The following is an 18,107-nucleotide window of genomic DNA, read 5'->3' as shown; positions in this document are numbered from 1 at the left end:
CACCCAGTTTTGTCTGGTGACCATAGCGAGGTGGTCCCACTCCTTCCCATCCCGAACAGGACAGTGAAACGCCTCAGCGCCGATGATAGTGCGGATTGCCCGTGTGAAAGTAGGTCATTGCCAGACTCCCCAAAAGAAAAGCCCAGTTCGAAAGAGCTGGGCTTTTTGCTGTCTGCGAGATCGGCAAAGCGTCGGCTGGGTATGTGGCTGCAGGGTAAGTCAGATCTGATTTATAGGTGTATACCCCTGCTATGTGAGCGGTTGTGAATTGTAACGAGCAGCGAAACTAAATCTGTTTCTGCCATTCTTATTAAAACCAAAGTTACTATTTCTTGGTAGTATTCTGCTTCCGTCTTTGATCCCCATTTAAGGTTTCCCCATGTTTGAGTATGCCAAGCCGAGCTTTGAGCAAAAAATCTGCCCGCCGGAGCAGTTGGCTGAGCGCCTGTCGGGTTTGGTGCGGCCTTTGGTGTTTACCAATGGCTGTTTTGATATTTTGCACCGGGGGCATGTCACCTATCTGGCACAGACGCGCGCTTTGGGTGCAAGCATGGTTGTGGCGCTCAATACCGATGCTTCGGTACGTCGCTTGGGCAAAGGCGATGACCGGCCGATCAATTCGTTGGCGAACCGGGCTGCGGTTATGGCCAGTTTGGAGTCTGTTGGTTTGGTGACTTGGTTTGATGAAGATACACCACTGGAACTCATCAAGCTGATTCAACCCGAGGTGCTGGTTAAGGGGGGCGATTGGTCGCCTGAGCATATCGTGGGTAGCAAAGAAGTCCTGTCGCGTGGTGGCTCGGTGCATTCCATACCATTTTTGTTTGATACTTCAACGACCAAGACATTGCAGTTGATTCGGGGCGAGTGAGAGGCACAATGCAATTAGAACGACACAATTTGCTGGCGACACTGGTGCGGGATCTGGCCGAGTATGGCTTTCTGCACCCGCAAATACTGATTCAGGCTGTTTTGCTACTGCTGTGCTGGGGAAGTGCCTACTTTCTGGCTAGAAATATCTTGCGGCATCAAAGCATTCAGACCTTGCGCTGGAAAACGGGTGGCGATGGTTTAAAGCGCCTGCTCTTTCCCGGGCTGGCTTTGCTACTGGTGAGTGCCGCCAATCTGGTGTTGCATCTGCTGGAAGGGCAGAATAATTCACTCCTGCGTGTCGCCAATTTGCTGATGTTGGCGATGGTGAATATCCGCATTCTGGTGTACGTGATCCGCCGGGTTTTTGAGGGGGCCGCATGGGTGCAGCAGTGGGAGCGCTATATTGCAATTACCATCTGGTGCGCTTATGTGCTGCATGTACTGGGTATTTTGCCGGAAGTGCTTAGTACGCTGGATGCCATCAGCTTTAATGCCGGCAAGGTCCATATTTCAGTGTTGACGGTGCTGCAGGGTTTACTCTCTGTGGCGGGCACTTTGCTGATTGCGATGTGGATTGCCCGCACGCTGGAGCAGCGCCTGATGTCGGCTGAAGTTATGGATATGAATGTCAGGGTGGTGCTGGTCAAGGTAATTCATTCGGCCTTGATCGTGGTGGCGATTTTGCTGTCGCTGTCCATGGTCGGGATTGATCTGACCGTGTTATCGGTATTTGGCGGTGCGCTTGGCGTGGGGCTGGGCTTTGGCTTGCAGAAAATTGCGTCCAATTATGTCTCGGGCTTTATTATTTTGCTCGATCGCTCAATCAAGCTGGGCGATCTGATTTCTGTGGATAATCGCCAAGGGGTCATTAGTGGTTTAACCTCGCGTTATATCGTGTTAAAAGCCGCGGATGGGACAGAATCCCTAGTGCCTAACGACACAATGATCACGCAGACCGTGGTAAATCAGTCTTACAATGATCGCTCGGTATGGGTGGGTTTACCTGTTTCAGTGGCTTATCAATCGGACCTTGAGCTGGTGATGAAAGTGATGGTCGAGGTCACCGAAGGTAACCCGCGTATTCTGCCCCAGCCTGCCCCAGCTGCTTTTGTGACTGCCTTTGCCGATAGTGGCATTAATTTAACGCTGGGTTTCTGGCTGGCTGATCCGGAAAATGGACAAATGGGTTTGAAGTCGGATCTGAATCTGAAAATCTGGCATGCGTTTAAAGAGCATGCTATCGAAATTCCTTATCCCCGCCGGGATGTAATGCTGCTACCCTCCGAAACGGGGTATGTCGCTAAAGAAACCGTGTAGCTCGAAACTGCATGAAGTTGGCCTTGAATAGATAGGATGTAATATGGTTTTGGAATGGCTCAATGGTCTCATCGATTTGCCTTGGTGGGCTTATATACTGGTTACCTTATTACTGACGCATGTCACGATTGCTTCGGTAACGATTTTTTTGCACCGCCATCAGGCGCATCGCTCGCTTGACTTACACCCGCTGGCTAGTCACTTTTTCCGTTTCTGGCTCTGGCTGACCACCGCGCAGGTAACGAAAGAGTGGGCTGCCATTCATCGCAAGCATCATGCCAAATGCGAGACGGCAGAAGACCCGCACAGCCCGCAGATTTTCGGTATCAAAAAAGTATTTTTTGAAGGCTGGGAGCTGTATCGTGCCGAAGCTGCCAATACTGAAACGCTGCAAAAATACGGTCACGGCACGCCTGACGACTGGCTTGAGCGTCATCTGTACAGCAAACGTGCGCTCTGGGGACCAACCTTGATGGCACTGCTTGATCTGATGCTGTTCGGCGTCAATGGTATCTGGATCTGGGCGATTCAAATGCTGTGGATTCCGATTACTGCCGCCGGTGTCATCAATGGGATTGGTCACTACTGGGGCTATCGCAATTTTGAATGTGAAGATGCTTCGACTAATATTGTGCCGTGGGGCATTCTGATTGGTGGGGAAGAGCTACACAATAATCACCACACCTTCGGCACGTCAGCTAAGTTGTCGTATAAATGGTTCGAATTCGATATCGGCTGGCTCTATATCCGAGCGCTGGCTGCTTGTCGTTTGGCCACCGTACGCAAAATTGCCCCCAAGGTGAAGCTGGCGCAGGTTCGCCCTGTGCTGGATGAGGCTGCGTTGCAGGCAATTATTGCCAACCGCTATGCCATTGCGGCCAATTATGCCCGTACCCTGATGGTGACGGTTTCTGCCGAGCTTGATTCACTGAAAACATCGGCGACCATGCCGGCGCTGAATATCAATCTGCGTAAAAAGATGAAAACCTGGCTCAAGCAAGACGATAAAGACCTGCCGCTCGCCGAGCAAATGCATTTGCAAGCCTTACTGGCGCAAAGCGCAGTATTAAATCAGGTGTATCAGATGCGCCAAGAGCTAACCCGCATCTGGGAACGTTCCACACTGACCCGGGATGAACTGGTTCTGCAATTGCAAGACTGGTGCGTGCGGGCTGAGGCCAGTGGTATCAAGGCGCTGGCCGACTTCTCGCTTCGCCTGCGTGCGGTGGCTTAAACTGTTTGAATCAAGGCAAGTGCAAGCTTGCCTTTTATTTTGGAGAGGAAAAAATGTCATCAATTCAGCGCTACCATGTTGGGCCAAGATTGTGCGAAACCGTCGTGCATAACAATACGGTCTATCTGGCTGGCCAGATTGCCGAAGATCTGGCTAAAGATGCTCTGGGGCAAACCGAAGAAGTCTTGGCCTGTATTGATCGCTTGCTGGCCGAAGTGGGTTCGGACAAAAGCAAGATCTTGCAGGTGACTATTTTCCTGAGTGACATGACCGATTACGATGCAATGAATCAGGCTTGGTCGGCGTGGGTGCTGGCAGGGCACACACCGGCTCGCGCGACAGTGCAGGCCAAACTGGCTGATCCGCGTTATCTGGTCGAAATGACGGTTATCGCTGCGCTGTAAATGTCATTTGGGCTGAGCAAAGCCCATCGTCGCCCGGCCAAGCCGGGCTTTTTTCCAGCTTGAATCAGTTTGAGGTCGGTATGGCGGGTATTTTCTTAGCGTATTTTGCTTCTTGGCAACCCAGCAATCTGGCGCAAATCCCCGCGGAGAAACTCAGCCATTTATGCTATGCCTTCGCCAGCGTGTATGAGCATCAGGTTGGTTTAAAACCATCGTTTTCACCGGATCAGGATGCTGAAGAATTAGCCCGCCAGCAGAGCATTTTGTCCCAATTGCTGACACTCAAGCAGCGTAATCCGGATTTGAAAATACTGGTTTCGATTGGTGGCTGGGGGGGCGATGGATTTTCCGATGCGGCTCTGACTACCGCATCGCGTGAACAATTTGCCCGCTCTGCCGTGCAGTTTATGCGGGATTATCAGCTCGACGGCATTGATCTGGATTGGGAATATCCCGGCAATGACATGGCCAGCATTAAAGCCCGGCCTGAAGATCAGCAGAATTTCTCGCTGCTGCTGGAGGCTTTGCGCGCGCAGCTGGATGCGCAATCCAAGCGCGATGGGCGCGCATCCAGTGCCCCTTACCAGCTGTGCATTGCGGCTGGCGCTGGTCAGTATTATCTGGACAAGGTCGAAATCCGGCGGGTGGCTGCGGCGTGCGACTTTATCAACTTGATGACATATGACTTCTACAACGGCTGGGCGACCCGTGCCGGCCATCACGCCAACCTATTCAATAGTGTCGTCGATCCGGCGGGCGATAGTGCTGCGAAAAGCATCGACCTGTTTGTTAAAGAGGGTGTACCACGCGACAAACTGGTGCTGGGGTGTCCGCTATACGGCCGTTCATTGAAAGGCGTTGCCTCGCCAGGCTTGGGCCAGCCCGGGTTGGCGGGCAGTAATAGCGCGCCCAGCTTTCGCCAGATTAGTGCCGAGCTGCTCCCGTCTGGCCGTTTTATTCGCCATTGGGATGCCGATGCCCAAGTGCCGTACCTATACGATGGCGACGAATTTATCAGCTATGAAGACTGCGAGTCGATTGCGCTGAAAGGGCGCTACGCTAAGGCGCAGAAATTAGCGGGCGTGATGTTCTGGGAGCTGACCGAAGATCACGATAGTCGCTTACTCAATGCCTTATACGAATCAACTCGTTAGGTATATTCTTCTAGGCCATTTTACATCTATCGTGCAGCCATATACTTTACGGGGTATTTATGTCTGAATCTGCTTTGGCTTCGCGCTGCATCGCTTTGCCCTTCGGTTTTGTCCTGCTATCTGCAACAGATACTGCAGTGCACAGGCTGGACTTTCTCGCCGAAGAAATCGCTTGCCCGTCGACGGCGAATCACGCCTTGCTGGACGAGGCCGAACAGCAGCTGCTGGCGTATGCGCGTAATCCCGCGCATGTTTTTGATTTGCCCTTGCAGCTGGAGGGCACCGCACATCAGCAGAAAGTCTGGCAGCAAATTGCGACCATCGGCACGGGGCAAACCCGGCGTTATGCCGAGATTGCCAGCGCAATTATTTCCAGCCCGCGCGCGGTTGGCGGCGCGTGTGGCCGCAATCCGGTGCCCATCATTATTCCCTGCCATCGGGTCGTTGCTGCGCAAGGTTTGGGTGGCTTTAACGCCAACCGCAATGGCCTGGACTGGATGCCGATCAAGCGCTGGCTGCTGGCGCATGAAGGCGTGATCGAGCGTGCAGCTAGCCAATGAGCGATTTAGCTTTACCGCCTGCAGCGCTGGCGCAATCAGAAGAGGCACTGATAGATCGTTTTCTGGATGGTATCTGGCTGGGCGATGGTCTGGCGCAAAACACCATCGACAGTTATCGGCGTGATTTGCTGATCTGGGCTGGGTGGCTGCAGAACGAGCGGCAGAAAACGCTTTGGCAGGCTGATCGTGATGATGTGCAGGCTTTTCTAGCGCGACAGGCGCGGGACTTGAAGGCGGCGAGCCTGGCGCGGCGGATGGCCAGCTTGCGCAAATTTTATCGCTACTGGATTGCACAGGAAATGCTCTCGCTTGATCCTTGTGCCCAATTGGTTTCGCCCAAACGCGTCCGCCCACTGCCCAAGTCCTTGTCCGAAAACCGTATTGAGGCTTTGCTTGACGCTCCTAATCTGGAAGAGGCAGCAGGCGTGCGGGATCGGGCCATGCTCGAATTGATGTACGCTACCGGCTTGCGCGTTACTGAGCTGGTCACTTTGCCGATTGCCCAAGTCTACTTGCGCGAGCGCTATCTACATGTCACTAATGGCAAAGGTGGCAAACAGCGGCTGGTTCCGCTGGGTGAAGTTGCCGCTGACTGGGTCGCCCGCTATGTGCGCGAAGCCCGCCCACTCCTATTGAATAGTCCGTCTCAGGCCTGCCTGTTTGTGAACCAGCGTGGGGAGGCCATGACGCGGCAAGGCTGCTGGTTCATTATCAAGCAATATGCCTCGCAGGCGGGCATTGCACCCGAATTGCTCAGCCCGCACGTGCTGCGGCATGCCTTTGCCACACATCTGCTCAACCACGGTGCAGATTTGCGAGTGGTTCAAACCCTGCTTGGGCATTCGGACATTACCACTACGCAGATTTATACCCAGATTGCCGCTGAGCGTCTGAAAACATTGCATCAGGAACATCATCCACGCGGTTAAAATTCAGAATTTAATAGGATTCGGGTAAGATCTGCGAGGGTCTGCGATTTGACTATTTCAGGAGAATGAGCAATGGATGCATCGCTTCTTACTAAGTATCAAGACATTGCAATGGGGTATGCCGCTGAGTTTGGGGTAAAAATTCTGGCGGCGATTGCATTTTGGGTGATTGGCCGCTGGCTGATTGGTGTGGTCGTGCGCTTTGTGCAAGGCGGGCTGCATCGCCAGAATGTTGACCCGACCGTATTGCGCTACGTTGGCTCGGCTGTCACCGTGTTGCTGAATGTGTTACTGGTGGTTGGGATTCTGGGCTACTTCGGCATCCAGACAACCACGTTCGCCGCCTTGCTCGCAGCTGCGGGTGTGGCCATTGCTATGGCTTGGTCGGGATTGCTGGCCAATTTTGCTGGCGGCGCATTTCTGATTGTCTTGCGCCCCTTCAAAGTGGGCGACATGATTACCGCTGGTGGTGTGACCGGGGTGGTGCATGAGGTGGGTTTGTTTGCAACCACCGTGCTGACGCCCGACAATATCATTACCGTGGTCGGAAATAACAAAATCTTCAGCGACAATATCCAGAACTACACCTCAACGCCATACCGCCGAGTTGATCTGAAGGCGCAGTTATCAGGCGCAGCCGATGTGCCAGCCGCAATTGTTAAGCTGAAAGAAAATATCGCAAAAATTCCAAACGTGGTGGCCGAACCTGCAGTAGATGTCGAAATTCTCGAGTTCCAGTTGGTCGGCCCGGTGCTGGCTGTGCGGCCGTATTGCCACAATGATCATTACTGGCAAGTGTACTTTGATACCAATCGCGTCATTCTGGAAACACTGGCGAGCTTTCCGGCGCCGACTCCTGCACAATTTATTACTGTGCAACAGAAGTAATCCTAATTGCGGCATGAGCCATAAAAAAACCCGCGTAAGCGGGTTTTTTTATATTACCTCATGATTACCTGGGTTGGGTATCAGGCTGGGATTGTTTCTTTCTGAGGGATGTCGAGCAATACCTTGCCTGCCTCATCAATATCAATCATCACCTCGCCACCATTGACCAGACGACCAAACAGTAGTTCGTCAGCCAGTGCTTTGCGGATGGTATCCTGAATCAGACGCGCCATTGGGCGAGCCCCCATTTGCGGGTCAAACCCGTGTTTGGCCAGATAGTCCTTCAGTGTGCTGCTAAAATGGGCTTCCACTTTTTTCTCGTGCAATTGCGCTTCAAGCTGCATCAGGAATTTCTCAACCACTTGCAGGATAATCTCGTGCGTGAGTGATGCAAACGGGATAATGGCATCAATCCGGTTGCGGAATTCTGGCGTGAACATGCGTTTGATTTCCTGCATTTCATCGCCAGCTTCTTTTTTAGCGGTAAAACCGATCACCGACTTATTCAGCACCTCAGCGCCCGCATTGGTGGTCATAATAATGACCACATTGCGAAAGTCCGCCTTGCGTCCGTTATTATCGGTCAGCGTGCCGTGATCCATCACCTGCAGCAGCACGTTATAGATATCGGGGTGTGCTTTCTCGATTTCATCCAGCAAAACCACCGCATATGGATGTTTGTTGATTGCCTCGGTCAACAAACCACCTTGCTCGAAACCCACATAACCCGGAGGCGCACCGATCAGGCGGCTGACCGCATGGCGCTCCATGTATTCGGACATGTCGAATCGAATCAACTCAATACCCATCGTGTAAGCGAGCTGGCGGGCTACTTCGGTCTTGCCTACGCCAGTAGGGCCAGAGAATAAGAAAGAGCCGATTGGTTTTTGTGGATTGCCCAAACCCGCACGCGCCATTTTGATTGAAGTGGCCAGCACTTCGATGGCTTTTTCCTGACCGAATACGACGTTTTTCAAATCACGTTCCAGTGTTTTGAGCGTATTTTTGTCGTCGCTAGAGACCGATTTGGGCGGAATACGCGCGATTTTGGCAATGATGTCTTCGATCTCGCCTTTGCCGATGGTTTTTTTCTGTTTCGAGCGCGGCAGGATTTTTTGGGCCGCGCCAGCTTCGTCGATGACATCAATGGCCTTGTCAGGCAGGTGCCTATCATTGATGAATTTGGCCGATAGCTCAACCGCTGTCGTGATCGCTGCTTGCGTGTATTTCACGCCATGATGCGCCTCAAATTTATCTTTCAAGCCTTTCAGAATCTCTACCGTTTGCTCAATCGTTGGCTCGACGATGTCGATTTTCTGGAAGCGACGCGACAACGCATTATCTTTTTCAAAAATGCCACGATACTCGGTGTAGGTGGTTGCGCCTATGCATTTGAGCGTGCCGTTTGAAAGCGCAGGCTTTAGCAGATTGGATGCATCCAGTGTGCCGCCCGAAGCCGCGCCAGCACCAACCAGCGTATGAATTTCATCAATAAACAGAATTGCGTTGCGCTCTTCGGCCAGCTGCTTGATCACCGCTTTAAGACGCTGTTCGAAGTCGCCGCGATATTTGGTGCCAGCCAGCAAAGCCCCCATATCGAGGGTGTAGACAGTCGCATCTGACAAAACGTCAGGCACATCGCCTTCAACAATTTTGCGAGCCAGCCCATCAGCGATGGCTGTTTTACCCACGCCCGCTTCACCCACCAGTAGCGGATTGTTTTTACGGCGGCGGCACAACGTTTGAATCACGCGCTCCAGCTCATGATCGCGGCCAATCAGCGGATCAATTTTGCCCGCCAAGGCCTGGCTATTCATATTCTGCGTGTAGTTTTCCAGTGCGCCACCCGCGCTACTTTCTCCTTCGCTTTCTTCCGATTGCTCGTTTTTCGGCGCAGATTGTGAGGAATTGCTCGCACTTTTACTGATGCCATGCGCAATGAAATTCACGACATCGAGGCGGGTAATGCCTTGCTGGTGCAGGAAATACACTGCGTGACTGTCTTTTTCGCCAAAAATGGCGACCAGTACATTCGCGCCGGTAACTTCTTTTTTGCCGGAAGACTGAACGTGCAGAATGGCCCGTTGAATCACACGCTGAAATCCAATGGTCGGCTGGGTTTCCACTTCACTGGTGCCCGATACCACGGGAGTGTGTTCAGTGACAAAATCGCCGAGCTGGCGGCGCAATTCGTCCAGATTTGCGCCGCAGGCTTTCATCACTTCAATCGCGGAAGGGTTGTCGAGCAGAGCCAGTAATAAATGCTCCACCGTAATATATTCATGGCGCTTTTGCCGCGCATCCATGAATGCCATATGCAGGCTGACTTCGAGTTCTTGGGCGATCATTTTATTTCACCTCCATGATGCATTGCAGCGGGTGCTGGTGCGAGCGAGCGTGCTGCGTAACGTCGGCCACTTTGGTTGCAGCGATGTCTTTGGGGTAAGTTCCGCAGATGCCGCGACCTTCATGGTGCACTTTAAGCATAATCTGTGTGGCCTGATCCGATCCTAATCCGAAAAACTGCTGCAACACGTCGATGACGAAGTCCATCGGGGTGAAATCATCATTGAGTAACACAACCTGCCACATGGGCGGGGGGGCGGTGCGAACATCTGCGGTTTTTAATTCGGTATCAAATTGGTGCGTGAGTGCCATTGGTTCCACTGCCTACTATGTCTCTTCTATTTTGGCTCCAAGTCGGCTTTTTTCAAGCGTGATAGAGATGACACACTGTGAATTGGTAAAGATTTTTCCACTTGACCGACTTGGTTATTCTCGCGTAAAAAGTAATGCAAGTTTGATGGAAGTATTTCTGTCTAACTAAACCGCGGTATCAGCATACATTTGTTGGCCGACATTTCATGATTGTTTAATTTAGTTTGCAGGATTATTTCAAAATGGCATTAGGTACTGTTAAGTGGTTCAATGATTCTAAAGGTTTTGGCTTCATCACTCCAGACGAAGGTGGCGATGATTTGTTTGCGCACTTCTCTGCGATCAATATGCCTGGCTTCAAGACACTGAAAGAAGGCCAGCGCGTTTCTTTCGAGTTGACGCAAGGCCAGAAAGGCATGCAAGCAGGTAATATCCAGACTGCTTAATCCTTAAGCGCTGTGTTTACCCAAAGCCCGCTGTTTGACCTGCGGGTTTTTTATTGTCTGTGTTAAATCAGTATATCGACACCGCACAGCGCTGCTTCAGGTGAGCCGCTGGGCGTGCGCTTTTGCTGGATGATTGACCTCCCGCGCATCAGCAGCAGTTCCGGTTTATCTCGGCGCAGTGTGCATAAAAAAAACCCCGCTACGCTTAGCGGGGTTTTTGCTGATCGCGCATTAAATCAATTACATGCGTTCGATCATGGCTTTGCCGAAGGCCGAGCAAGAAACTTCTTGTGCGTCGTCCATCAGGCGGGCGAAATCGTAAGTCACGATCTTGTCTTTGATTGCTGCGCCCATTGATTCGATGATTTTGTCAGCCGCTTCAGTCCAGCCCATGTGGCGCAACATCATTTCAGCAGACAGAATCAATGAACCTGGGTTTACTTTGTCTTGGCCAGCGTATTTCGGTGCAGTACCGTGCGTTGCTTCAAAGCATGCTACGTTGTCAGACAAGTTTGCACCTGGAGCGATACCAATACCGCCTACTTCTGCCGCCAGCGCATCAGAAATGTAGTCGCCGTTCAGGTTCAAAGTAGCGATGACATCGTAATCCGCTGGACGCAACAGGATCTGTTGCAAGAAGGCGTCAGCGATCACGTCTTTGATTACGATGCCGTTTGGCAATTGCAACCATGGGCCGCCGTCGATCTCAACGCCACCGAATTCGTTCTTAGCGAGTTCGTAGCCCCAAGTGCGGAACATGCCTTCGGTGAACTTCATGATGTTACCTTTGTGAACCAAGGTAACGCTCTTACGGTTGTTGTCGATTGCGTATTGAATCGCTTTGCGTACCAGACGCTCAGTACCTTCTTTCGATACTGGTTTGATACCGATCGAAGAAGACTCTGGGAAGCGAATCTTGTTCACGCCCATTTCTTTTTGCAAGAATTCGATAACTTTCTTCGCGCCTTCAGAGTTAGCATCCCACTCGATACCGGCGTAGATGTCTTCTGTGTTTTCACGGAAGATCGTCATGTCAACGCGTTCTGGGTGTTTAACTGGCGAAGGAACGCCGTCGAAGTAACGTACAGGACGCAAGCAAACGTACAGGTCCAGGTTTTGACGTAAAGCCACGTTCAATGAACGGATGCCGCCGCCAACTGGTGTAGCCAATGGGCCTTTGATCGATACAACGTATTCTTTCAGTGCGTCGAGGGTTTCTTGTGGCAGGTAAGAGCCGTCAGCGTACAATTTAGATGCTTTCTCGCCGCAGTAGATTTCCATCCAGTGGATTTTGCGTGCGTCGCCGTAGCATTTTTTCACAGCCGCATCGACAACGTCGATCATTACTGGGGTGATATCCACACCAATACCGTCACCTTCGATAAACGGGATAATTGGATTATCTGGCGTCGCGAGGTTAGGAACGATTTTCGTGCCGCCTTGAGGTACTTTGATCAGACTCATCGTGCTATTTCCTGTGAAATACAGTCATTGAAAACGTCCTGTGAGGCTTTTTGTTTTATTTTTCCAAGCCAAACAGAAAAAACGCACTATTATCACAGGTTTGACGCTTTCCTGCCAAGCCCGTTCGCCATGCCACAGCTTCTCCTGTTGAATAAACCCTACGGTGTGATTTGCCAGTTTACCCCCAGCCCGCCGCATCAATGTCTGGCCGACTATGTGACTATCAAGGATGTCTACGCCGCCGGGCGGCTCGATACCGATTCGGAAGGGCTGTTATTGCTGACCGGCAATGGCGCGCTGATTCACCGGATTACCGATCCGAAACACAAGCTGCCCAAAATCTACTGGGTGCAGGTCGAAGGCATTCCGAATGAAGCTGCGCTGCAGGCACTGCGCGACGGTGGGCTGGATTTGGGCGACTTTAAAACCCAGCCTGCGGGTGCACGGATTATCGAGCAACCCGACATCGTCTGGCCGCGCGTGCCGCCGATCCGCGAACGCGCCAATATCCCAACGACGTGGCTGGAAATCACGATTTCCGAGGGCAAAAACCGCCAAGTGCGACGTATGACCGCCAAGGTAGGGTATCCAACACTACGCCTTATCCGCTATGCCATAGGGGGATATACCCTTGATGATATTCCACTAGGGCAATATAAATTACTCAATATTGCCGCACCGGGCAGCGCCAAGCCGGAGCCGGTGAAGGCCGCACGGCCCAAGCAGCGGGGTCGGCGCGGGCCAAATAAAGTCCGTTAAAGCAGCGCCTTGAGCACGCTGTTATCCAGTCTGAGCCGCGTCAATCGTCTTGATGCGGTAAACTGCTGTTTTTTCAGGTATTCCTGATTTTTATTTCCGTATTTTTGAATAGTTGCCTCTATGCCTTTTGCTGCCCTTGCCTTATCCGATCAACTCGTCCGCGCTACGCAGGATTTGCACTATCAAGGCCCGACGCCGATTCAGCAGGCGGCCATTCCAGCCGTGCTGGCGGGCCATGATGTGCTCGCCTGTGCGCAAACCGGCTCGGGCAAAACGGCGGCGTTTGTGCTGCCGCTGCTGCAGAAATATCAACACTACCGCACGCAAATTAACGCGCTCGACGTCGATTCACGGCCAAAGCATAAATCTGTTCAAACGCTGATTCTGGTGCCAACGCGTGAGCTGGCGGTGCAGGTGGCCGAGACGATTCGTGGCTTGAGCAAACGTCTACCCGAATTGCCCAAGCTCGCTTGCGTTTACGGTGGTGTGTCGATTAATCCGCAAATGATGGGCTTGCGTGGCGGCGCTGATATTGTGGTGGCCACGCCGGGGCGCTTGCTTGATCTGATCGCGCAGAATGCGCTGCGCATCAACGCTGTGCAGCAACTGGTGCTCGATGAAGCTGATCGGCTGTTTGATCTAGGCTTTAGCGACGAGCTCAACCGCATTCTGGCTTTGCTACCGCTTGAGCGGCAAAACCTGTTTTTCTCGGCCACATTCGCGCCTGCGGTGCAGGAGCTGGCCGAGAAATTACTGCGCAAGCCGACGCGAATCGAGATCGAAGCCACGCCCGTCGCCGCACCGGATATCTGGCAGCGCGCGATTGAAGTCGACGAAGCCGCGCGGACGATGCTGCTGCGTCATTTACTGCAAGAGCGCGGCTGGCAGCGCGTGCTGGTGTTTGTCGCGACACAATACGCCGCCGAACATGTGGCCAAAAAGCTCAAACGCGCCGGCATCAAGGCCGAGGCGTTTCATGGCAGCTTCGAGCAGGGCAAGCGCAGCCAGGTGATTAGCGACATTAAAGCCTCACGTATTCAAGTGGTCGTCGCCACCGATCTGGCCGCGCGCGGCATTGATATTGCCCAGCTTCCTGCCGTGGTGAACTACGATCTGCCGCGCTCCAGCACCGATTACACGCACCGGATTGGCCGCACCGGCCGCGCGGGCGAACGTGGCGAAGCGGTGAGTTTGATCAGCGCCGATTTTGCCGCGCATTTCAAAGTGCTGGAAAAACAGCTGGGTTTGAAGCTAGAGCGCGAACGCATCGCCGGCTTTGAGCCGACCGAGACTTTCAGCAGCAAGGCGGTGAGCTTGGTGGCCGATGACCATGGCGGCATCAAGGGTAAACGCAAAAGCAAAAAAGACAAATTGCGTGAAGCCGCCGCGCTGGCCGCCAAGCCGCTTGAATAGGGGTATTTGTTGCTAAGCCATGCTGGAATTGCGGTACATTGATATACCCTAGCGGGCTATTTGGAGCTGCGGGCTGTAGCGGGCTTCAATCTGCTTGAGGCTTTGATCCGAGCGCATTTGCGCCAGCGCTTGCGTTAGCCGTTTGATCAGCGGGGAAGGGGTGTTCGGGCTGCAGCCCAGATACAGGTCGAGCTGGTTAAAGGCCAGTAAAGGGACAATACTTTGTGGCGGAATCTGCATCCGGCGGGCAATTTCCGGTCCGGCGTGCAGGCTGGCGGGGTAGAGGTCAATATGCCCGGCGAGCAGCTTTTTGATATTTTGCTCCTCGGTATTGGCGTAGTCGATCTTAAACCCCAGCTGTTCCAGCCACACCGCGTTGGCGCCCTGACGCAAATCGCCAATCCGCAGCTTGCGCGCGTCGTCCAGCGATTTAAGCTGCAGCTGGCGCTCGCGCAGGCCAAAAAACACACCTTGAATCCGCGCAATGGGCCCGATCCAGACATAGCGCTTTTCGCGCTCGGCAAGCCGCCCCAGCGTGTAGACGCAATGATTGGGCGTGGTCGCCGCAGTTTGCAGCGCCCGCGCCCACGGATAATTGTACTGTTTGGCGCTGAGCGCGCTGCGTTTGAGCATTTCGCCGACCACATCGACCGCCATCCCCTCGGGCTTGCCGTGGACAAAGCTATTAAACGGCGGATTGTCGCCCACCAGCAGCGTGAGCTCGCTAGCGTGACTGCTGGTGCTGATAATCAGGCTGGCCAGCAGCAGGCTGCGCAGTGGCCAGCGGGGAAGGCGGCAAAATGTCATGCTAAAACACCCAGGCTTTGCAAGCCTTCACCGTGCTGGTGCGGCTTGCGTGTAAGAATCTGCCTTGATGCTACTGTAATCGGGCTTTCTTCGCGATGTAATATTGGATTGCGCGCCCTACTTGCGCGATCAGCGGAATGATGTGTCAATTGACTGAGGGGGTATTGCTCTGAAGTTCTATTGCTAGTTGCTTTGTGGGGCTATACCCAATGCTGTATTTCTAAAGGCTAAACTTTCAGCAGCGCTTCACGTCCCGGCAGCCAGCGATCCAGATGCGGCTGCGCCAGCTGTGGATTGTGCGCCAGAATTTGCTCTGCCGTTTCGCGCGCGACTTCCAGTAAATCAGCATCGGCTTCCAGATCGGCAAAGCGCAGCATAGCCACGCCCGATTGTTTGACGCCCGCCAGCTCGCCCGGGCCGCGAATTTGCAAATCTTGCCGCGCGATTTCAAAGCCGTCGGTGTGCTCATAAATTACTTTCAGCCGCGCCTTGGCCGTATCGCCCAGCGGGCCGGTATACAGCAGAATGCATAAGCTGGCGTGTGCGCCACGGCCGACGCGGCCACGTAGCTGGTGCAATTGCGACAAGCCCATCCGCTCGGCGTGCTCAATGACCATCAAGCTGGCGTTCGGTACGTCAACGCCAACCTCGATCACCGTGGTCGCGACGAGTACCTGAATCTCGTTGCGCGAAAACGCCGCCATCGTCGCGGCTTTTTCATCGGCCTTCATCCGGCCATGTAGCAATCCAACCGTAATGCCTTCAAGCTCTTCCGATAGTTGCGCGTGCGTATCGACCGCTGTTTGCAATTGCAGCGTTTCCGATTCCTCAATCAGCGGACAAACCCAATACACTTGCCGACCTTCGAGTACTTTGGCTGCGATGCGCTCGGTAATTTCGTCGCGGCGCGCGTCGGAAATCAGTTTGGTGACAATCGGCGTTCGTCCCGGCGGTAGCTCGTCGATGACGCTGACGTCCAGATCAGCGTAAAAACTCATCGCCAGCGTGCGCGGAATCGGCGTCGCGCTCATCATGAGCTGATGCGGGCTACCACCTTTTTCGCGTAGCGCCAGCCGCTGTGCAACGCCGAAGCGATGTTGTTCATCGACAATGGCTAAGCCAAGATTTTTCAACTCAACGCTGGCTTGGAAAATCGCATGCGTGCCGACCAGTAATTGGCCGCTGCCATCGGCGGCGGCGGCGAGTGCTTCGCGTTTTTCTTTGGTTTTCAAACTGCCCGCCAGCCAAATCACTTTGACGCCGAGCGGCGCAAGCCATTGGCTAAGTTTTTGATAATGCTGTTCGGCCAGAATCTCGGTCGGCGCGAGCATCGCCACTTGATAACCCGCTTCAATCGCATGGCAGGCGGCAACGGCGGCGACGATGGTTTTCCCCGCACCGACGTCGCCTTGCAGCAGGCGCTGCATCGGGTGCGACTGCGCCAGGTCTTTGGTGATTTCAAGTAGCACTTTTTTCTGCGCGCCGGTCAGGCCAAACGGCAAGTTGCCGATGAGCTGCGCCGCCAGACGGCCTGCGGGTGCAATTTTCGGCGCGGTGCGTTCGCGCCGTACGGCGCGAGCCAGTCGCAGCGACAATTGTTGCGCGAGCAGCTCATCAAACTTCAAACGCTGCCAGGCCGGATGCGTGCGTGCGGTGAGTAAAATTTGCGGAATATCGGGCGTCGGTGTGTGCAGCAGTTTCACGCTGCTGGCAAAGTCGGGCAGATTGATTTCATCAAGCAATGCGGCAGGCAGCGTGTCGGGCAGTGGCTCAGCTTTTAAGGCTTTGGCAATCAGCGTGGCGAGATGGTTTTGCGACAATCCGGCGGTGGTCGGGTAAATCGGGCTCAGTGCTTCTTGCAAGCTGACTTCTCCGCCGACGCGGATTTTCGGGTGAACCATTTCGGGGCCGAAATAGCCACGGCGGATTTCGCCGTACAGCCGCACGCGTTTGCCGACCTCGAGTTGCTGCGCTTGGCTCGGATAGAAATTGAGCAGCCGCACCATTACCGAGCCGCTGGCGTCTTTAACTCGCGCAACGAGCTGCTTGCGCGGCTTGTAGTTCACTTCGCACGACAAAACTTCGCCCTCGATTAACACGCCTGCACCCAGCGGCGCGTCGGCAATGGCGTACAAATGCGTTTCATCCTCGTAACGCATAGGCAGGTGCAGCACCAGATCAAACGGCCGGCTAATACCGACTTTGGCGAGCTTGGCCTGCAAAGGGGCGGGGAGTTTGGCGAAGTCCATATTGATTAAGGCAAAAGTTCTCCAGCTATGTTGCTTTCTTCTTGTCGTACGGCCTGTACTGCCTGCGACTTAGCGCCTTGCTGGGGAATTTTTGCACTATGAGTTTATTGAACAAACGTTCTGTGATATTGCTACTCTAGCGGCAATTGCTCAATCAGGCAATTGGGTTCACTTTTCTCAAGGTGACGAGGGTTGATTGGCCTCGCTCTGGCTGAGCGTCGATAGCACAACAGCCGCCCGGGTTTTTTTGGTAAAAAATAGGGGCCGCCGGATAATGATTAAAGATTCGCGCAAGTTTTGCGTTGGAAATTTTGCTTAAAGGAAAAGCTATGCCGTTTTGTCCATCGTGTGGTGCTGAAGTCAATGCAAAAGCCGTGGTTTGTGTGAAGTGTGGCGTGCCGGTGAACGGCTCGACTGGTTTTGCGGTCAATCCTGAAAATGTGTCGGACAAAGAATGGATTGTCGCGATGTTGCTCAGTTTCTTTGTTGGTGTTCTGGGGGTCGATCGTTTCTATCTGGGTTATACCGGCCTGGGCATTGCTAAATTGCTGACTTTTGGCGGCTGTGGTATTTGGTCTCTGATCGACTTTATCCTGATCTGCATGGGAAAAGTAACCGATGTCGATGGCCGGCCTCTTAAAAAATAAGCCGTTTTTTTGCTTGTGCGCCCCGGCGCTGGCTGCGGCATTGATCGGTATTTTTCCCGCCCAGTTTCTGGTCATCGCACCGCCATGCCTGTTCAGTGCTTTGTTGCATTGGGATCATTGCTGGGGGTGTGGCATGACGCGAGCAGGCTTGGCTATTCTGGCCGGAGATTGGTCGGCAGCCTGGCGCTTTAATCCGCTGAGCTGGATTGTTTTTCCTCTGCTGGCCTGGCTGTATGTGCAGGCGTGGCAAAACTGGTACCGCACATTCAGCCAGCAAAGCCCTGCGGCTCGCCCGCTTTGATAAT

The 18,107-nt window shown here is 53.4% G+C and carries 18 protein-coding genes and 1 rRNA gene; 14 read left to right on the top strand and 5 right to left on the bottom strand.

Features of this window, described 5'->3' with window-relative positions:
* Positions 1-12: 12 nt before the first annotated feature.
* The 9 genes from rrf to FLS37_RS08660 all read left to right on the top strand — a co-directional run bounded on the left by rrf (position 13) and on the right by FLS37_RS08660 (position 7,359).
* Positions 13-126: ribosomal RNA gene (gene rrf, locus FLS37_RS08700) — 5S ribosomal RNA — on the top strand.
* A 253-nt stretch (positions 127-379) separates the two neighbouring features.
* Positions 380-871, top strand: a complete 492-nt coding sequence (locus FLS37_RS08695) for an adenylyltransferase/cytidyltransferase family protein (protein WP_157669494.1) — start codon at positions 380-382, stop codon at positions 869-871.
* An 8-nt stretch (positions 872-879) separates the two neighbouring features.
* The gene (locus FLS37_RS08690; RefSeq protein WP_157669493.1) at positions 880-2,190 is read left to right on the top strand and encodes a mechanosensitive ion channel family protein; all 1,311 of its coding nucleotides are present in this window, start codon (positions 880-882) and stop codon (positions 2,188-2,190) included.
* 43 nt (positions 2,191-2,233) lie between these two features.
* The gene (locus FLS37_RS08685) at positions 2,234-3,424 is read left to right on the top strand and encodes a fatty acid desaturase (RefSeq protein WP_232522550.1); all 1,191 of its coding nucleotides are present in this window, start codon (positions 2,234-2,236) and stop codon (positions 3,422-3,424) included.
* Positions 3,425-3,477: 53 nt separating this feature from the next.
* A complete protein-coding gene (locus tag FLS37_RS08680; protein WP_157669492.1) occupies positions 3,478-3,828 on the top strand; it encodes a RidA family protein in 351 nt (116 codons plus the stop codon).
* 80 nt (positions 3,829-3,908) lie between these two features.
* A complete protein-coding gene (locus FLS37_RS08675) occupies positions 3,909-4,982 on the top strand; it encodes a glycoside hydrolase family 18 protein (RefSeq protein ID WP_157669491.1) in 1,074 nt (357 codons plus the stop codon).
* A 59-nt stretch (positions 4,983-5,041) separates the two neighbouring features.
* Entirely contained in the window at positions 5,042-5,542 is a 501-nt protein-coding gene (locus tag FLS37_RS08670) for a methylated-DNA--[protein]-cysteine S-methyltransferase (RefSeq protein WP_157669490.1), read from the top strand.
* Positions 5,543-5,568: 26 nt separating this feature from the next.
* On the top strand, positions 5,569-6,471 hold the full coding sequence (gene xerD / locus FLS37_RS08665) for a site-specific tyrosine recombinase XerD (RefSeq protein ID WP_157669503.1): 903 nt from the start codon (positions 5,569-5,571) through the stop codon (positions 6,469-6,471).
* A 72-nt stretch (positions 6,472-6,543) separates the two neighbouring features.
* Positions 6,544-7,359: a mechanosensitive ion channel family protein gene (locus FLS37_RS08660; RefSeq protein WP_157669489.1), complete on the top strand. Its 816-nt coding sequence runs from the start codon at positions 6,544-6,546 to the stop codon at positions 7,357-7,359.
* A gap of 80 nt (positions 7,360-7,439) precedes the next feature.
* Here FLS37_RS08660 and clpA read toward each other — a convergent pair whose 3' ends face one another.
* Positions 7,440-9,707 (bottom strand): ATP-dependent Clp protease ATP-binding subunit ClpA, encoded by a 2,268-nt coding sequence (gene clpA, locus FLS37_RS08655; protein ID WP_157669488.1) that lies wholly within the window; start codon positions 9,705-9,707, stop codon positions 7,440-7,442.
* Between the two features lies 1 nt (position 9,708).
* The gene (gene clpS, locus FLS37_RS08650) at positions 9,709-10,017 is read right to left on the bottom strand and encodes an ATP-dependent Clp protease adapter ClpS (RefSeq protein ID WP_157669487.1); all 309 of its coding nucleotides are present in this window, start codon (positions 10,015-10,017) and stop codon (positions 9,709-9,711) included.
* A 242-nt stretch (positions 10,018-10,259) separates the two neighbouring features.
* Between clpS and FLS37_RS08645 the strand changes: the two genes are divergently transcribed.
* The gene (locus tag FLS37_RS08645) at positions 10,260-10,463 is read left to right on the top strand and encodes a cold-shock protein (protein WP_157669486.1); all 204 of its coding nucleotides are present in this window, start codon (positions 10,260-10,262) and stop codon (positions 10,461-10,463) included.
* 240 nt (positions 10,464-10,703) lie between these two features.
* Here FLS37_RS08645 and icd read toward each other — a convergent pair whose 3' ends face one another.
* Positions 10,704-11,927, bottom strand: coding sequence for an NADP-dependent isocitrate dehydrogenase (gene icd, locus FLS37_RS08640; RefSeq protein WP_157669485.1), 1,224 nt, complete (start codon positions 11,925-11,927; stop codon positions 10,704-10,706).
* A 129-nt stretch (positions 11,928-12,056) separates the two neighbouring features.
* On the opposite strand from icd, the gene FLS37_RS08635 reads away from it, so the two are divergent.
* Together FLS37_RS08635 and FLS37_RS08630 are read left to right on the top strand one after the other, a co-directional pair.
* Positions 12,057-12,686: a pseudouridine synthase gene (locus FLS37_RS08635; RefSeq protein ID WP_157669484.1), complete on the top strand. Its 630-nt coding sequence runs from the start codon at positions 12,057-12,059 to the stop codon at positions 12,684-12,686.
* A 120-nt stretch (positions 12,687-12,806) separates the two neighbouring features.
* The gene (locus tag FLS37_RS08630) at positions 12,807-14,099 is read left to right on the top strand and encodes a DEAD/DEAH box helicase (protein ID WP_157669483.1); all 1,293 of its coding nucleotides are present in this window, start codon (positions 12,807-12,809) and stop codon (positions 14,097-14,099) included.
* Between the two features lie 48 nt (positions 14,100-14,147).
* On the opposite strand, the gene FLS37_RS08625 is transcribed toward FLS37_RS08630, so the two are convergent.
* Positions 14,148-14,906 carry an ABC transporter substrate-binding protein gene (locus FLS37_RS08625; RefSeq protein WP_157669482.1) on the bottom strand — a complete coding sequence of 253 codons (759 nt, stop codon included), beginning with the start codon at positions 14,904-14,906 and terminating at the stop codon, positions 14,148-14,150.
* A gap of 227 nt (positions 14,907-15,133) precedes the next feature.
* Entirely contained in the window at positions 15,134-17,155 is a 2,022-nt protein-coding gene (gene recG, locus FLS37_RS08620) for an ATP-dependent DNA helicase RecG (RefSeq protein WP_157669481.1), read from the bottom strand.
* Between the two features lie 329 nt (positions 17,156-17,484).
* On the opposite strand from recG, the gene FLS37_RS08615 reads away from it, so the two are divergent.
* Together FLS37_RS08615 and FLS37_RS08610 are read left to right on the top strand one after the other, a co-directional pair.
* On the top strand, positions 17,485-17,802 hold the full coding sequence (locus FLS37_RS08615; protein WP_157669502.1) for a TM2 domain-containing protein: 318 nt from the start codon (positions 17,485-17,487) through the stop codon (positions 17,800-17,802).
* Positions 17,774-18,103, top strand: a complete 330-nt coding sequence (locus FLS37_RS08610) for a DUF2752 domain-containing protein (RefSeq protein WP_157669480.1) — start codon at positions 17,774-17,776, stop codon at positions 18,101-18,103. The genes FLS37_RS08615 and FLS37_RS08610 overlap by 29 nt, the downstream gene beginning before the upstream one ends.
* Positions 18,104-18,107: the final 4 nt, after the last annotated feature.

The organism is Chitinibacter sp. GC72 (assembly GCF_009760905.1).
Classification (GTDB): domain Bacteria; phylum Pseudomonadota; class Gammaproteobacteria; order Burkholderiales; family Chitinibacteraceae; genus Chitinibacter.
Note: the sequence above shows the minus strand (reverse complement) of the source record. Positions and strands in the feature narration are given on the sequence as shown.

What these genes read in the sequence shown, in the direction of transcription:
- FLS37_RS08695 (WP_157669494.1), top strand. Translation starts at nt 380, where the DNA reads ATGTTTGAGTATGCCAAGCCGAGCTTTGAGCAAAAAATCTGCCCGCCG.
- FLS37_RS08690 (WP_157669493.1), top strand. Translation starts at nt 880, where the DNA reads ATGCAATTAGAACGACACAATTTGCTGGCGACACTGGTGCGGGATCTG.
- FLS37_RS08685 (WP_232522550.1), top strand. Translation starts at nt 2,234, where the DNA reads ATGGTTTTGGAATGGCTCAATGGTCTCATCGATTTGCCTTGGTGGGCT.
- FLS37_RS08680 (WP_157669492.1), top strand. Translation starts at nt 3,478, where the DNA reads ATGTCATCAATTCAGCGCTACCATGTTGGGCCAAGATTGTGCGAAACC.
- FLS37_RS08675 (WP_157669491.1), top strand. Translation starts at nt 3,909, where the DNA reads ATGGCGGGTATTTTCTTAGCGTATTTTGCTTCTTGGCAACCCAGCAAT.
- FLS37_RS08670 (WP_157669490.1), top strand. Translation starts at nt 5,042, where the DNA reads ATGTCTGAATCTGCTTTGGCTTCGCGCTGCATCGCTTTGCCCTTCGGT.
- FLS37_RS08660 (WP_157669489.1), top strand. Translation starts at nt 6,544, where the DNA reads ATGGATGCATCGCTTCTTACTAAGTATCAAGACATTGCAATGGGGTAT.
- clpA (WP_157669488.1), bottom strand. Translation starts at nt 9,707, where the DNA reads ATGATCGCCCAAGAACTCGAAGTCAGCCTGCATATGGCATTCATGGAT.
- clpS (WP_157669487.1), bottom strand. Translation starts at nt 10,017, where the DNA reads ATGGCACTCACGCACCAATTTGATACCGAATTAAAAACCGCAGATGTT.
- FLS37_RS08645 (WP_157669486.1), top strand. Translation starts at nt 10,260, where the DNA reads ATGGCATTAGGTACTGTTAAGTGGTTCAATGATTCTAAAGGTTTTGGC.
- icd (WP_157669485.1), bottom strand. Translation starts at nt 11,927, where the DNA reads ATGAGTCTGATCAAAGTACCTCAAGGCGGCACGAAAATCGTTCCTAAC.
- FLS37_RS08635 (WP_157669484.1), top strand. Translation starts at nt 12,057, where the DNA reads ATGCCACAGCTTCTCCTGTTGAATAAACCCTACGGTGTGATTTGCCAG.
- FLS37_RS08630 (WP_157669483.1), top strand. Translation starts at nt 12,807, where the DNA reads ATGCCTTTTGCTGCCCTTGCCTTATCCGATCAACTCGTCCGCGCTACG.
- FLS37_RS08625 (WP_157669482.1), bottom strand. Translation starts at nt 14,906, where the DNA reads ATGACATTTTGCCGCCTTCCCCGCTGGCCACTGCGCAGCCTGCTGCTG.
- recG (WP_157669481.1), bottom strand. Translation starts at nt 17,155, where the DNA reads ATGGACTTCGCCAAACTCCCCGCCCCTTTGCAGGCCAAGCTCGCCAAA.
- FLS37_RS08615 (WP_157669502.1), top strand. Translation starts at nt 17,485, where the DNA reads ATGCCGTTTTGTCCATCGTGTGGTGCTGAAGTCAATGCAAAAGCCGTG.
- FLS37_RS08610 (WP_157669480.1), top strand. Translation starts at nt 17,774, where the DNA reads ATGTCGATGGCCGGCCTCTTAAAAAATAAGCCGTTTTTTTGCTTGTGC.